Raw genomic sequence first — 15,990 nt, 5'->3', positions numbered from 1 at the left:
AGGGATTAACGGTTGTTAACCCCCAATTTAGTTAAAATCGAATAGTTAAAGAGCCAATAGCTGTAAAAGGTTCCCCTGGATAAATTTCATCAGTACGGCTATTTTCTGACCCTTGAATATAGTTTCTATCAAAAACATTTCTGATATTCAAAGCTAAACGCCAATTATCTCTTTCATAGAAAATAGCTGCATTCCCTAGGGTATAACTTTCGAGACGAAAACTATTGTCAAGATCCCCAAAGCGATCATCTACATAGTTAAAACCACCGCCAAATCCTAACCCCTCAAAAAATCCATCTTGTATTTGATAAGTTAGCCATAAATTTGCACTGTGTTCAGGTACATTAACTAAACGATTTCCGATGAGAGTTATGTCATTATCTTCGGTGATTTCTGCGGTAATGTTAGCATAGTTGAAGACGACATTTAAACCTGGAATAATTTCACCAATAATATCTAATTCAACCCCTCGACTATTTTGTTCTCCAACTGCCACTGAAAAAGTAGGAAAGAGAGGATCAGCCACAGCGACATTATTTTTAGTAATATCAAAATAAGCTAGGTTAATTGATAATTTTTTATTCAAAAGTTCGGCCCGAATGCCGATTTCATATTGTTCAGATTGTTCTGGATCAAGAAATTCAAGGTTAACAGTTTGATCAGGATTAGGATAGAAAGATTCACTATAACTTCCATACAAAGAAACTTCTTCTATGGGTTGATAAACAATACCAACCCTCGGAGAAACTGCGTCCTCATACTGTACATTTTCCTCCGCATTAGGATTATTTCTATTCAAATTTTCTTGTTCTGTACTGTCATAACGAAAGCCTGCTACTACTTTTAAATTTTCAAACAATTCGATTTGATCTTGTACCGAAACCCCTAAGCGATCCTGTTGTGTATCACTAAAAGTAAAAATGGGTTGTTGATTAAAATCAGGATACGGAACCGTTCCATAAACTGGATCAAAAACATTTAAAGGAATAGAGGCAGATGGCGTAAAACTTCCTCTTCCAATATTACCTAATTGTTCCCGCCGGTTGAGATCAAGACCCACTAAAAATTTATGTTTGATTGACCAAGTATTGAAGTTACTAATTAATTTTGTTTTCATTTCATAGTTGGTACTCGGTTGATCCAGTTCGATAAAGCTACGAAAAAGGGTATCTGTGTTTTCATCAAAAAATAGACTAAAGGCATTAACAAATCTCGTGTCATACCGTAAATAGGTAAAAGCATTCTCAAACTTAAAGTTGTCGCTAAATTCGTGTTCAAATTTATAGCCAACTCGCAAAGTTTCCCCTCTTAGAAAGTCTTGAGGTTCTCCAAAAACACGAGCATTCGGCGTATCAATTACCTGATCGCCAATGGCAATCACCCCAAAATCCGCAGGGCGATCGTCATCGGAATATTCCAAATTTAGGGTTAAATTGGTTTGATCGCTAGGTTTCCAAGTTAAACTAGGAGCAATGAATTTCCGCTCCATATAAGTATCAAAGTCTCGAAAACTTTCTTCGTTGCGATAGGAGAAATTGATCCGATAAAGTAGGGTTTTATCTGCATTGAGGGGACTATTCAAATCAATGGTAGGACTCAAAAAGCCTCGATTTCCAGCTTGAAACTGCACTTCATAAAAGGCTTCTTCTTGAGGTTGTTTAGTCACAATATTGATTACCCCCCCAGGTTCGGATGCACCGTACAAAATAGAAGCTGGCCCTTTTAACACGGTGACTCGTTCGACGTTGGTTAAGTCTTGAAACCCACTGTTTCCAAAACGTCCAAAGGTTTGGCGAAATCCATCTCGCAACACACTTGAACTGTCAAACCCCCGAATTTGGAACCGTTGACCCCTGGGATCTCTTGAGTTTTGCTGTACCCCACTAACATTCCTCAACGCATCATCAAGACGGATCACCTGCTGATCCCGTATCACTTCTTCGGGAACTGTCTGAACAGAAAAGGGAATATCTCTTAACGGGGTATCGGTTCCTACGGCGGTACTACCCCCTTCGTCGGGTTGATAGTAGTCGTCTTCGCGATCATCATCCGTTACTACCAGTTCGATCGCTTCGTCATCTTCCCCTTCTTGGGTTTCTTCTGTTTCGGTGTCTGGGGTTGGTTCGCTTGTATCTAAACTCAATACCAGTCCTCCGTCTTCTCTATTGAGATTTACTATCGGTAAGGTTTCCCTACCAATGACAGTTATCTCCACTACATTATTCGGTAGTTGTGTCACCCTAATACTTTCAATTCCTTCTGCGGGGTTCTCTTGCAGAAAGTTTCCCCCTGTTAATAGGTTCAATTGAGCATCAGATATTTCGGCAAAAAAAGTCGTCCCGAAACTTCCTGAAAAAATGGGAGGATCTGCTCCTGGTGGGGTTTCTAAGATGATCTCTATCCCTCTGTCTGTTGGGTTGATTTGGATATTGGTAATACTGATCTGCGCTTGTACTGAAGGCGCGATACATACAGCGATCGAACTGCATAACACTCCAGAAACGACATTATTTAATTTCATTTCACACCACAAAATTAACGATTAAATACTCAAGGCTTTATTAAGAATCTTTCTTAATAAATTACAGTAATTGATAATGATAATTTTTGTCAAATATTTTTTAGGCAAAAAAATTTCTAATTTTAATTAATAAACTCATAGGAAATATTGCCCTTAAACAGAGTTAAGGACAAGCTTTGTCTTAGATTAATTCTTAGGAATGTGTTGGTTAAATCTCCAATAATTTTATTTTTTTATTAAAAAAATATCTTAATAAGAGGACAAAAAATTTTAAGAAAAAAAAAGAACAAGAAGCAGGGGGAGGAAACTGTTTATATTCTTTCTACTCTCCCTACACTTGGGATCATTTTTTAGTCGCTGCGATCGCCAACTTAGCCCCTTGAACTTGGCGAACCATATCCATCACCGTGACAACACGGCCATGATCAACTTGTTTATCCGCGTTAATAATAACTAAACCTTGCTTATTTTCTCCAATTAAACCTGTAATCGAGCTTTTGAGACTATTAACCTGAACAGGCTGGCGATCAACAAAGATGTCTCCATCAGGCTCAATGGTAACGTTAATTTGTTTGGTTTCTTGGGGTTCAGCCGTTTTGGCCGAGGGCAAATTAATAGGTAATCCCTCAGAACGAGTCAAAAACATGGTAGAAATGATGACAAAGGCCAAAATTGAGAAAATAACGTCAATCATTGGCACAATATTAATTTCTGCCGTGGGTTCGGTTTCATCGGGAAGTCGCATAGGTTTTTCCTCCTTTCTCATAAAAAAGACGATACAAAAGTTCTAACTGACCACCGTATTCTTGAATTAAAGCCAGTTGTCGTAGATAAAATGAGCGAAACGAGTTAGCAAATAAAAGAGTAAAAATAGCCACCACTAACCCCATTACCGTAGAAGTTAGGGCTTCGGAGATACCTCCTGTTACTCCAGCAGCATTGGTTCCGGCTACATTACCAATGTCCAAAGATGCAAAAGACTGCATTAATCCTAAAATTGTCCCTAACAATCCCAATAAAGGGGACACAGCGATAATGGTTTGAAATAAAGTATTAAACCGTTTAAAAAGCGGTAATTCTGCTTGAGTGGCTGTTTCCAAAGCTAAGCGAAACTCTGTAGGGGTCGCATTTTCTAAGGCTAACGCTTCGAGGAAAATACGACAGATAGGAAGATCGAGGTTTTGCTTAAGTTTAGCGATCGCTGCAACCCGTTGATCCACTCGATACAGTTTTAAGACAGTGGTGACAATCTTATGTTGACGGGATTTGATGCGATACCAAAAGATTGCTCGTTCAATTATTAGGGCGACTCCCAATAGAGAAAAAATGAGTAGTGGCCAGGCAACAATACCACCAGAGACAAAAAAGTTTGTAAGAGACATCATTATAGATAGCTATAATTAGGTTATTGAGAATTGATTTCAATATACTTTATACTAAGTTTTGTGATTTTAGCAAGTAAGATCAATAATTTCTTGAAACTTATAAGTAAACTTAAGGTGATATCAGAAAATTGATGAGGGTCGACAATGGTTGAAAAACCCTTATGATGGAGCTTAAGACAAAAAAGACTATTTGTGTTAAATATATACTTGAGTCATTCTTATTTAGAAGATTTTTCAACTCAATCATAGATATTGACTATAAAATCCTATTAACTACTATCCTTTACTTGCTAAGTCTTACTAATAATAGACAAAGCATAAAATTCTCTTGCGTCTTCTCACTGGTTAATTTTATTGAAGGTGCAAGATACAAATTTACTCAAAAAACCCCCCGAATATAAGTCGGAGGGTGAAATTCTTTCATTAATGATAAATTACATTAAGTTGAGTGGTTTGGTGGAATTATTTCCACTTATTAGCAACAACTTCAGCTAAGTCAACAACTCGTTGAGAATAACCCCACTCGTTATCGTACCAAGCAACGACTTTAACCATATCGCCACCCATAACCATTGTTAAGCTAGCATCAACGATAGAAGATACATCTGTACCTCGATAGTCGCAAGATACTAGAGGTAAATCATTATAGCCAATAATACCCTTCATCGAGCCTTCTGAAGCACTCTTCATGACTTCATTAACTTGTTCTGCAATGGTGCTTTTTTCTACTTGTGCCACTAAGTCAACCACAGAAACATTAGGAGTAGGGACTCGCATAGCAATACCGTTTAGCTTACCTTTCATTTCAGGAATCACTAAAGCTACTGCTTTAGCTGCTCCAGTGGAGGTAGGAACGATGTTGACGGCTGCAGCCCGCGCCCGACGAAGATCACGGTGAGAAGCATCTAAAATCCGCTGATCTCCAGTGTAACTGTGGGTAGTGGTCATGGTGCCTTTGATGATATTAAAGTTATCATTAAGGACTTTTACCACTGGGGCTAAACAGTTGGTGGTACAACTAGCGTTACTAATTACATTATGTTTGTCATGGTCATAGTCTTGGTGGTTAACTCCAACAACGTAAGTTCCCACATTACCGCCTTTTCCTGGAGCAGTAATTAAAACCTTTTTGGCACCAGCAACGAGGTGTTTAGATGCACCCTCTTCCGTAACAAAAACCCCAGTAGACTCAACCACTAAATCGACATTCCATTCTGTCCAAGGTAGGTTTAAGGGGTTACGATCGGAAACACACTTAATGGTTTTGCCATTAACCGTTAGAGAGTTCTCATCTGCCTCAATGTCAGCATCTAATATACCGAGCATAGAATCGTATCTTAGCAGGTGAGCATTAGTTCTGGGATCAGAAGTATCATTAATACCGACTACTTCTAAATTGGTATTTTCCCGACCTAACCAACACCGTAAAAAGTTGCGTCCAATACGTCCGAACCCGTTGATTGCTACTCTAATCACTTGCGTCTTACCCTCTGTGTTTTACTTCAATAGATTAAAACATTATTAATGACCCCAATCATACCCCAAACCCTGATCTTTTTCGATACCCTGGCTCAACTTTTTTTCTTATGTGGGTAATTTTTCCCATTATCATCTTGAGATCATCAGACTCTAGCTTGAAATAAATCGTCACTCCTAACTCAGATGATCTTGGCTTTTAGTTAACTAATTATCAGTGTTTGTCTGGGAAGATTTGAAATCTATTCTTCCCTTCTTTTTTAGCTCTATAGAGAGCCTTATCACTTAAACAAATTAATTTATCTGACGTGGAGTGAATCGAAGGGACTAAACTAGCAAACCCTACACTAACCGAAACGTAATTACAAACAGAAGAAGCAGAATGAAGAATTTTTAAGTCTCTGATTTGTTTAACAATTCTTTGACAGATAGGTTCGGCTCCTGAAAAATCCGTATTAGGGAGAATAATGGCAAATTCTTCTCCCCCGTAACGACAAACGAGATCCGTCCCTCTCAAAACAGCCTTGTTTAACCCTTGGGCAACGTCATGAAGACAGCGATCGCCTTGCAAATGACCATAAGTATCATTGTATCGTTTAAAGTCATCAATATCACATAAAATCAGTCCTAATGGCTCTTTTTCTCTCATTGCCCTTTTCCATTCTCTCTCTAGACAATCATTAAAATGAAGTCGGTTGCTAATCTGGGTTAAAGCATCAAGACGAGAAATATCTTCTAGTTTTTTGTTGGCTTCTTCTAAGGCTTTCACTACACTTTCTAAATGTTTATTTCTTTCTTTTAATGCTTTTTGTAGTTGTTTGACTTTTAGATGATTTTCGACTCTCGCCAACACTTCAGCTACATTAAATGGTTTACTAATATAATCACATCCTCCCACAGAAAAAGCTTGCACTTTATCTAAAGCTCTATCATTAGCACTAATAAAGATCACGGGAATATCCCGACTTTTATGATTTTCTTTCAACTTTCGACAAACAGTATAACCATCGATTTCTGGCATTCTAATATCAAGTAAAATTAAGTCAGGAAGCGATAATTCTATAGATTTCAAAGCCGTTAAGCCATTAAGGAATTGGCTCACTTCATACCCTTGCTGATCTAGCATCAACGATAGTAGTTCTAAATTACTAACCTGATCATCAATGATCATAATGCTAAAATTTGTTTGCAGATCAGATGAGTGAAACATAAGAAAAATTCATTATTTATCATATTTTCAGCTTGTAGGATTAGGGTTCCTGTTTCAGAAAAATTAATCCCATTGCTTAATATGTTAATTAAAACTTGTCTCAGTTTGTTCTCATCACCATCAATATAGTTTAAATTTTCCGTATTAAGATTCTTAATTGACCGCAAAAACAATAAAATATTTAGTCTAAGAACATTTTTAAGTAAATCTTTACTTATTGCAGTTTGTCATCCTTTTGATAGTTTTTTAACAATTTTGTGTGTACTAATATAAAATATGATCCATTTACGGTGTCTGAATTTCCGAGTTAGGGAACTCTTTATAATAAAGTGGGTTCAGAATAATGTGATGTGGTACATACTGAACAGATAAGTCTTAATGACCAATGAGTCAGTTTTTGATATCATAGCCCGTAAAATCATAATTTATTGATTTAACTATTTGTTGTGTGGTATGTGAGGAGAGGTAATGGTGAAAACCGTAGATTTTAGTGGACGGCCTTTTCATTTTATTGGCATTGGTGGCATCGGAATGTCCGCCTTAGCCTATGTCTTGGCTAAACGGCAATTACCCGTATCGGGGTCGGATTTGCGCTCAACCCATATTACTGAGCGATTACAAGGAGTTGGGGCTCATATTTTTAGTCGTCAGGAGGCCACTAATTTAGAATTATTTAGTGGTTGTCGAGAACAAGTATTAGAAACGGTATCAGTGGCGGTTAATGGGAGTCAGCCATCCTACTCCAATGGTAATAGTAAAACTTTGGCTGACCCCAATGATTTATTATTTAACGAAACGTTACCTCAAGTCATCTGTTCAACTGCTATTGCTCATAGTAACTCTGAGTATGCTGCAGCCAAAGAAAAAGGATGTCCTATCTTTCATCGTTCCGATGTCTTGGCTGCTTTAATTCGTGATTATCAAAGTATTGCGGTTGCTGGAACCCACGGCAAAACAACCACCAGCAGTTTAATTGGCTATATGCTACTCAAAGCAGGGGTTGATCCGACGATTATTGTGGGGGGAGAAGTCGATGCTTGGGAAGGAAATGCTCGCATCGGGGCTAAAGGCGGTTATCTCGTAGCAGAAGCAGATGAGTCCGATGGTTCTTTGACTAAGCATTATCCTAATATTGGCATTGTTACCAATATTGAACTGGATCACCCTGACCATTATCAAACCCTCGATGATGTGGTCAAAACCTTCCAAATTTTTGAAACCCAGTGTGATCTATTGATTGGGTGTTTAGACTGTGAAACGGTAGCGACTCAATTAACTCCTTCGATCACTTATAGCTTAGACTCGACAAAAGGGGCAGATTACACCGTTAAAAATATCGTTAGCAACCACAAAGGAACTACGGCCGAGGTTTGGGAAAAGGGTCGCTATTTAGGAGAGATGCGTCTCACCATTCCAGGAAGCCACAATGTTAGTAATGCCTTAGCAGCGATCGCAGTAGGACGAAAATTAGGATTAGATTTTGGGGTTATTGCAGATGCCCTTTTCACTTTTGCAGGAGCAAAACGACGGTTTGAACACCGTGGCCATTGTAACGGTATTACCTTCATTGATGATTATGCCCATCATCCTAGTGAAATTGAAGCCACCCTATCGGCTGCTCGTTGTAAAGTTGATGGCGAAAATATTTCTCGTGTGGTCGCTATTTTTCAACCCCATCGCTACAGTCGAACAGCCACCTTTTTAAAAGAATTTGCTGCTTGTTTTAAGGATGCAGACTTAGTTATTTTGACTGACATCTACAGTGCAGGAGAAGTTAATCTCCACAATATTAGTGGTCAAGATTTAGCCGAAGCAATAAAACATAATCATTCTCATGTAATTTACGAACCCTCCCTCAAGCATTTACATCAAGTATTGCCTGATTTTTTACAATCTGGTGATTTAGTGATGTTTTTGGGTGCAGGAAATCTCAATCAGATTATTCCTCAAGTAATTACTCAGTATGAAACGACTGAATTAAGTCAACAACTAACAGCGAAATCTGAAACAAAAATCAGGAATTCAATTACTCAGTGATCACCGATATATTGATTGCTGAAACCAAGCATAATAGGTCAAAAAAGAGCTAATTATCCTCAATTTTTAACAAGATTTAGGAACAATTAGTTTAACCTATAGTCGTCTTTCTCAGATTACCCTCATTAAGTAGTAAGGAACCATGACCACCGCTTTTTCCCCTTCATCTAAGCCTATTGAACTATCGGGAACCACAGGAAAAATTTATCCTAACTTCTCCCTTGCCCCCCATACCTCCTATCGAGTTGGGGGACAAGCCCGATGGTATGCTGCCCCTCGTAACTGGGATGAGTTACAAGGAATCTTTGAATGGTTCCAAAAACAAGATATTCCCTTGATGTTATTGGGAGCCGGCTCAAATCTATTAATTAGCGATCGCGGAATTGATGGGTTAGTCTTAAGTACCCGTTATCTTCGTCACCGTCAGTTCGACGAAGAAACAGGACGTATTACCGTAGCAGCCGGACAACCCATTGTCAGTGTGGCTTGGCAAGCAGCAAAACGAGGCTGGAGAGGCTTAGAATGGGCTGTGGGTATTCCTGGAACCGTTGGCGGGGCGGTGGTCATGAATGCAGGGGCGCATAATCAATGTGCTGCAGACTGTTTAGTTAGTGCTGTGGTGGTGTCTCCAGATGGTAAGGTTGAAACGTTAACTCCCGAAGACTTAAACTACAGTTATCGTACCTCTGCTTTACAAGGGGGACAACGGTTAGTTATAGAAGCTACCTTTCAACTACAACCAGGGTTTAGCCGTGAAGTTGTTACCGCCACCACACAAGACAATCTTTGGCAGCGTAAAAGCTCTCAACCCTACGATAAACCTAGTTGTGGCAGTGTATTCCGTAATCCTACTCCCTATGCTGCTGGTTGGTTGATCGAACAGTTAGGCTTAAAAGGATATCGAGTAGGAGATGCAGAGGTTTCCCAGCGTCACGCTAATTTTATCTTAAATTGCGGTCAGGCTAAAGCAGAAGATATTTTTCGACTCATTCATCATGTTCAAGAAAAAGTCCAGGCTCATTGGTCTTTACTGCTTGAACCAGAGGTTAAAATTTTAGGAGAGTTTTCTACTCTTTAAAGCATAAACAGGGGAAGCAGAGGAAGAAAATATTAAGCGTCTTCCTATACTTCCGACCTTTTCATCAATTAATTAATTTCGGGTTAACCATTTTTGTCCATTTAGGCGTTGTAGAGTATATAACACCATCAAATCTAAGTTAATCTTACGTTCATCAATCATAAAGGATTCAATGGTACTCGGAGGCTTCCCATTAACGGCATAGGAAAAAGCTTTTTGACCTTTGATATCTTCTTCAAGAAAATAAAGTTTAAATTGGCGTTGTCCTTGGTTCCAGGTACCAATGACTTGCCAGCAGGGTTCATCAGACGTTGCTCCGGCGATGGATATATCCGCTTTAGTAAAAGATAACTCGATATCATCAAGTCCTTGGTTGATGAGACTTTCTTTAAGAGTCGGCGTAAAATGTTCCTCCATAAACTCCGTGAAAGGTTTCTCCTCAATAGCGGGAGGCTTTTCTTTTTTTGCTTTGGGTTTTGTCTCTTCTGCCATAATTTTGCTTTACTTAATAGGGCGATCGCATTTCACAACACAATTTTATCAAAGTCCTCAGCAAAATACTGTAATTAACGGATAACGCTTCGGTACGACATTACATTAAGAGAATAAAAAAATGCTATGCTTGAAGTAGAGACAAGAATCCTCACTTATGCCATTACTGATTTTAGTCGCCGATGACGACCTAGGAATTCGTGTCGCCGTTAAAGACTACTTAGAAATGCACGGTTATGCAGCGATAACCGCCCAAAATGGAGAAGATGCTTTTTCCCTAGTTCAAACTTATCGTCCCCATTTGTTGGTATCGGATATTAAAATGCCATACAAAGACGGTTATACCTTAGTCAAAGAACTGCGACAACTCCCTGAGTTTCGTTTGCTTCCTGTAGTCTTCTTGACCGAGTGCGATACAACAGAAGAGCGTATTCAAGGGTATCAAGTTGGTTGTGATGTCTATTTACCCAAACCCTTTGAAATGGAGGAATTAAAGGCAGTGATCCGTAATTTGTTGGAGCGATCGCAAATCATTCAGTCAGAATGGCGGTTTTCTCAAGAACAGTCCCAGACTCAAAAAAATCTCCAACAACAACAAGAAGCTGCTAAAATTTCCATCCAAGCAGAAATGGAATTTTTAGACTTAACTCGAAGAGAAAGCGAAGTGCTTGATTTATTAACCACTGGACTATCTAACGGGGAAATTGGTCAGAGACTCCATTTAAGTCCTCGTACCATTGAAAAGTATGTTAGTAGTCTGCTGCGGAAAACTGACACGAGCAACCGTGCAGAATTAGTCCGTTTCGCCTTAGATCATCATTTAGTTAGTTAAACTCTGGGAACAAAACCCAATATTACGGGTCACTTAAGTTACAATAAACAACAAGTTTAATATACTGTTATCTATTCAAACTTTAAAAGTGTCTCCGTAACAAGAGTTAGCCGTTTTTTTGATGTTTTACGCTTCATCGGCAGCTCTTAATGGCAGTCCAGGACTTTTCTGGACTGTTTTTCCTATTTACCTGTTAATAAAAATGAAAGGTGGATAATTAAACATTGAACCTAAATAACATCACATCCCCTTCCTTTACCACATAGTCTTTTCCTTCACTACGAACCAATCCCTTTTCTTTAGCCACTGTCATGGTTTTACACGCCACTAAATCTTCATAGGAAATCGTCTCAGCGCGGATAAATCCCCGTTCAAAGTCGGTATGAATAACCCCTGCTGCTTGGGGTGCTTTCATTCCAGCAAAAATAGTCCAAGCGCGAGTTTCCTGGGGGCCAGTGGTTAAATAAGTTCTCAGTCCTAATAATTCATAAGTGGCTTTAATTAATGATTGTAAACCTCCCTCTTTAACCCCTAAAGCGTCTAAATAGTCTGCTTTTTCCTCTTCAGAAATCTCAATTAATTCCGATTCGACTTGAGCAGAAACAATTACGACCTTTGCATTGTCAGCTTCAGCAATCTTTCTCACCTCTTCAACCCAATCATTTCCCGTGGCTAAGTCATCTTCTGACACATTAGCTGCATAAATAATGGGTTTACGGGTCAATAGTCCCAAGGGTTTGATTAACACTTCTTCTTCTTTGCTTAACTCGACATGACGCGCTCCTGTTCCTTCATTGAGCGCAGCAATAATCTTCTCTAAGGCGACAATTTCCTCTTGACCTTCTTTTTTACCCTTGACTTGCTTTTGTACCCGTTCTAGACGTTTTTCCATCTGACTGAGGTCGGCTAAAGCCAATTCTAGATTAATCACTTCAATATCCCTAGCCGGGTCAACGGAACCCGAAACATGAATAATATCATCGTCATCAAAACAGCGTACCACGTGAACAATGGCATCGACTTCGCGTATATTTGCTAAGAATTGGTTACCAAGTCCTTCTCCTTGGGAAGCTCCTTTGACTAAGCCTGCAATGTCCACAAATTCCATACGAGTGGGGACAACTTTATCAGACTGGGAAAGTTCAGCTAAAACCGTTAATCGTTCATCAGGAACCGACACAACGCCTACATTCGGTTCAATGGTACAAAAGGGGAAATTAGCTGCGTCTGCTTTGGCATTAGCAACAAGAGCATTAAATAAAGTCGATTTACCGACGTTAGGTAGTCCAACGATTCCAGCTTTGAGCATTCTATCCCTTATATCATGATCAATCGGTCTTTATTTATTATCAATGATCCATGAAAAATAATCAATTCAACCTAATTAAATAATTATTAATTAGTTTCTAATAATTTTTCTACTTCTGCGGGTGGTAAAGGTCGATTAAAAAAGTATCCTTGACCAAAATCACAGTTTAATTGTTGTAAATAAATGAGTTGTTCTTCAGTTTCAATACCTTCTGCCACTACTTTCATTCCTAAGTTATGAGCTAAAGTAATAATAGATTGAATAATTTCTAAATTTTCTTCGGGTTGCCCAATACTATTGATAAAAGAACGATCAATTTTTAAGATATCAACCGGAAAACGATGCAAATAACTTAAAGAAGAATAACCTGTACCAAAATCATCAAGACAAATTTCTAAATTACGTTTTTTTAATTCTTTAACTAATTTGATGGTTTTCAAAGAATGTTCAATCAAAGAGGTTTCTGTGATTTCTATTTTTAAATTATTAGAATTTAAGTTCATTTTTTCTAAAACTTCGTCAATGTTTTTGACAAGATTGACATCATTAAATTGTTTACTAGAAAAATTAACAGCAACTTTTAAACTCGTTGCGTGAGGATATTTTTTGTTCCAGATTTTTATCTGATGACATACCTTTTCTAAAACGATTGTGCCAAGGGGAATAATTAATCCTGTATTTTCAGCAACCGGAATAAATTCTCCAGGGGAAATAAAACCTTTGTAGGGATGTTGCCAACGAATTAAAGCTTCAAACCCCACTAATTCAATGGGGTTTAATTGCATAATAGGTTGATAATAAACTTTAAATTCCTCTTTATCGATTCCGTGACGTAAATCCGTTTCTAAAGTTAATAATTTTAATGCTTGGGCGTGCATTTTTTGATTAAAAATTTCATATCTTCCCCGTCCCTTTTCTTTAGCTTGTCCCATAGCAATATCGGCATCCTGTAAAATTTCGATAGCGGATTGATATTTACGGTGACTGATGCTTAAACCAATACTGGGACTGGTAAACACTTCTTTATCTTGGATAAAAAACGAAGTAGTTAAGGTTGTTTTGACCTGTTGGGCGACTTTGAGAGCTTCATTAACATCATCAATGGGATCGAGTAAAATGGCAAATTCATCTCCCCCTAAGCGGGCTACAGTATCAGCCGGACTGACTAACGTTTCTAGGCTACGACTGACCTCGACTAACAAGCGATCGCCTACGATATGACCCTCACTATCGTTAATTCTTTTAAAACGATCAAGATCAATGACTAAGACAGCAAAAGTATAATTATTCTCTTCGTGAACCCGTTTCAGAGCTAAATCAACCCGTTCTAAAAATAAGAGACGGTTAGCTAATTCCGTTAAACTATCGTGACGGGCATGAAATAGCAGTTCTTCTTGAGCCTTAAGTAAATCTGTGCTACGTTCTTCAACTCGTTTTTCCAGTTCTTGGTTTAATTGTTGCAGTTGATAACGGGTTTGTCTAAAGGTCAAATGAAGAGAGACTCTAGCGCGAACTTCTTCAAACTGAAAGGGTTTAATAATGTAATCGACTCCCCCTGCTTCAAAGGCTTTGACTTTATCTTCCACGTCTTGCAAAGCACTGAGAAAAATGACAGGAATCTCTGCGGTTTCTGGGAACTGTTTGAGTTCTTGACAAACCTGATAACCATCTATATCAGGCATTTTGATATCTAAGAGTATGATATCTGGAGGCATGGTTTTAGCTGCTGTTAATGCCATATTGCCACTGGTCACCGCCCGAACTTTATACCCTGCTTTAACTAACATGGTCGATAAAATACGAAGGTTTGGGGGTTTATCATCAACAATTAGAATATTCGCCGAGGGTTGCGAGGTATAAGGATTAATCATGAATACAATAATTTATGCTATTACATTTTTGCCGTAATGAGTAATTTAAGTGTGATTTGAGAACAATTATTCCTTGGTAATTTCCATTATCTGATCAAAACTGTAATTTTCCACTAAGTCTGCTATCCTTTGAAATAAATCTGTATACTCCGATGGTAATTCATCGAGGAATTGTAATGTACATTCTCCATGCGCTACTGCTGCTTTTTGCTGGAGTTAGTTTATACAAAAATTTAGATAGGGCTTTTAGCCTTGTTTTAAGTTGTTTTAATTGCTTTTTAAGTTGTTTTAATTGCTTTTTATGTTGTCTTCTCTTGAGTGATGGTAGCAGTTAGGGAACTATTATAAATATATCGAACTGCTAGATATTCGGCAAGTTTTGCAAAGATCCCTGGTCTTAGAAAACGGTTTGCTGACAAAATTATCACAATCAATGTTTAAAACTGCTTCTCAATTTTCACTAAAACTACTGATAGTTAAAGCAATAATGTTAGTCGTTTTGGTCAATGCTAATTCTTTCATTTTAGTACGAATAATTTGAGTAGATTGATCCCCATCTATAACTGGCATTACTAAATCGCTCCCGATCCAGTAAGGTTGCCGTGTTTCCCAAAGTTTGACCCTTCTTCTCAATTGTTAGCTTCTTTAACCACGAATCCCAAGGATTTTAAGATATTCATTAAGACTTTTGAGATCGCATTATACGTACTATTCTTTCATAACTAAAATAGTATATCTGTGATTTAATTCTTAAAAAATAGATATTCTTCCTAAGATAGCGAGAGAAAAGACTAAAATAAAGTAAGCTTATCTGGCACTGTTATGAATGCAAAAAAAGAAACCCTAATAACGGTTCTTTCTCTGATCATTACCCTTAGTATTTTAGGCGGAGGCTATTGGTTATTTACTCGGCAAACTAAAGATAACCCTAACAATCTAATTTCTTCCCCTAATAATCAACCCCTCAGTTCCAATACCACGTTACCTTCCCCTCCCTCCCCTACTTCAGTCACTGCGTTTAGTCCCCCGAAAACAGTCCCCCAAGGAACAACTGTTAAAATTGATGGGTCAACCAGCCTCGTATTAGTGAATCAAGCTCTAAAAAATCGTTTTGAACAGCAATTTCCTGGGGTTCAAGTCTCCACTAATGCTCAAGGCTCAACAAAGGGGATTCAGGCTTTATTAGAAGATAAAATTGATATTGCAGCTATCTCCCGTCCCTTAACCGTCGAAGAACAAGAACAAGGGTTAGTAGCCATCCCTGTTACCAATGATGCGATCGCTGTTGTGGTAAGCGTTGACAATAGTTTTCGTAAAAGTCTCACCTCACCGCAAGTTAAAGATATTTTCCAAGGCAAGATCCAAAACTGGTCTGAGGTAGGGGGAGCATCCGAACCCATAAACGTGATTAATCGTCCTTCTGTGAGTGGAACAAGGGAAATTTTTGCAGAATTAGCCCTAAATTCAAAAAATTTCGGTAATACCTCTAATATCACTACTATGGACAGGGACGCAACCACACCGATTTTACAACAGTTAGGAACTAACGGCATTAGTTATGCAACTTATACGCAAGTGGCTGATCAGCAAACGGTAAGAATAGTTCCTATTGATGGGTTAACCCCCGAAGCGACTAATTATCCCTACACCAGAACGTTATATTATGCCTATAAAAATCCCCCTTCTGAAGCAGTAAAAGCCTTTTTAGGTTATGCAACGTCTCCCACTGGGCAGCAAATTATACAAGATGCTCAGTAATTAATAATTAGTAATGAATAA

12 protein-coding genes are annotated in these 15,990 nt (G+C 38.3%); 4 read left to right on the top strand and 8 right to left on the bottom strand.

The annotated features are described in order from the left end of the window. Positions 1–31: 31 nt before the first annotated feature. The 5 genes from CY0110_RS14790 to CY0110_RS14770 form a co-directional block, all read right to left on the bottom strand. Positions 32–2,521: a TonB-dependent receptor gene (locus tag CY0110_RS14790; RefSeq protein WP_008276275.1), complete on the bottom strand. Its 2,490-nt coding sequence runs from the start codon at positions 2,519–2,521 to the stop codon at positions 32–34. A gap of 343 nt (positions 2,522–2,864) precedes the next feature. Next, positions 2,865–3,266: an ExbD/TolR family protein gene (locus CY0110_RS14785; protein WP_008276274.1), complete on the bottom strand. Its 402-nt coding sequence runs from the start codon at positions 3,264–3,266 to the stop codon at positions 2,865–2,867. Then, entirely contained in the window at positions 3,250–3,903 is a 654-nt protein-coding gene (locus tag CY0110_RS14780; protein ID WP_008276273.1) for a MotA/TolQ/ExbB proton channel family protein, read from the bottom strand. The genes CY0110_RS14785 and CY0110_RS14780 overlap by 17 nt, the downstream gene beginning before the upstream one ends. Before the next feature lie 465 nt (positions 3,904–4,368). Then, entirely contained in the window at positions 4,369–5,382 is a 1,014-nt protein-coding gene (locus tag CY0110_RS14775) for a type I glyceraldehyde-3-phosphate dehydrogenase (protein ID WP_008276272.1), read from the bottom strand. A gap of 214 nt (positions 5,383–5,596) precedes the next feature. Further along, positions 5,597–6,553, bottom strand: a complete 957-nt coding sequence (locus CY0110_RS14770) for a GGDEF domain-containing response regulator (RefSeq protein ID WP_008276271.1) — start codon at positions 6,551–6,553, stop codon at positions 5,597–5,599. Positions 6,554–7,060: 507 nt separating this feature from the next. Here CY0110_RS14770 and murC point away from each other — a divergent pair. Then, entirely contained in the window at positions 7,061–8,629 is a 1,569-nt protein-coding gene (gene murC / locus CY0110_RS14765) for a UDP-N-acetylmuramate--L-alanine ligase (RefSeq protein ID WP_008276269.1), read from the top strand. Positions 8,630–8,771: 142 nt separating this feature from the next. Then, the gene (gene murB / locus CY0110_RS14760) at positions 8,772–9,707 is read left to right on the top strand and encodes a UDP-N-acetylmuramate dehydrogenase (RefSeq protein WP_008276268.1); all 936 of its coding nucleotides are present in this window, start codon (positions 8,772–8,774) and stop codon (positions 9,705–9,707) included. A gap of 72 nt (positions 9,708–9,779) precedes the next feature. Here the strand turns inward: murB and CY0110_RS14755 are convergent, their stop codons facing one another. Next, positions 9,780–10,199: a DUF2996 domain-containing protein gene (locus CY0110_RS14755; RefSeq protein WP_008276267.1), complete on the bottom strand. Its 420-nt coding sequence runs from the start codon at positions 10,197–10,199 to the stop codon at positions 9,780–9,782. Positions 10,200–10,356: 157 nt separating this feature from the next. On the opposite strand from CY0110_RS14755, the gene CY0110_RS14750 reads away from it, so the two are divergent. Next, positions 10,357–11,031, top strand: coding sequence for a response regulator transcription factor (locus CY0110_RS14750; RefSeq protein ID WP_008276266.1), 675 nt, complete (start codon positions 10,357–10,359; stop codon positions 11,029–11,031). A gap of 217 nt (positions 11,032–11,248) precedes the next feature. On the opposite strand, the gene ychF is transcribed toward CY0110_RS14750, so the two are convergent. Beyond that, positions 11,249–12,340, bottom strand: a complete 1,092-nt coding sequence (gene ychF, locus CY0110_RS14745) for a redox-regulated ATPase YchF (protein WP_008276265.1) — start codon at positions 12,338–12,340, stop codon at positions 11,249–11,251. Positions 12,341–12,426: 86 nt separating this feature from the next. Beyond that, positions 12,427–14,211 carry a putative bifunctional diguanylate cyclase/phosphodiesterase gene (locus CY0110_RS14740; RefSeq protein ID WP_008276264.1) on the bottom strand — a complete coding sequence of 595 codons (1,785 nt, stop codon included), beginning with the start codon at positions 14,209–14,211 and terminating at the stop codon, positions 12,427–12,429. Positions 14,212–15,033: 822 nt separating this feature from the next. Here CY0110_RS14740 and CY0110_RS14735 point away from each other — a divergent pair. Further along, complete coding sequence (locus CY0110_RS14735) at positions 15,034–15,969, top strand: phosphate ABC transporter substrate-binding protein (RefSeq protein WP_008276262.1); 936 nt, start codon at positions 15,034–15,036, stop codon at positions 15,967–15,969. The last annotated feature ends 21 nt before the right edge of the window (positions 15,970–15,990 follow it).

The sequence above is a fragment of the Crocosphaera chwakensis CCY0110 genome (genome assembly GCF_000169335.1).
Classification (GTDB): Bacteria; Cyanobacteriota; Cyanobacteriia; order Cyanobacteriales; family Microcystaceae; genus Crocosphaera; species Crocosphaera chwakensis.
This window is presented reverse-complemented; position numbering and strand designations above follow the sequence as displayed.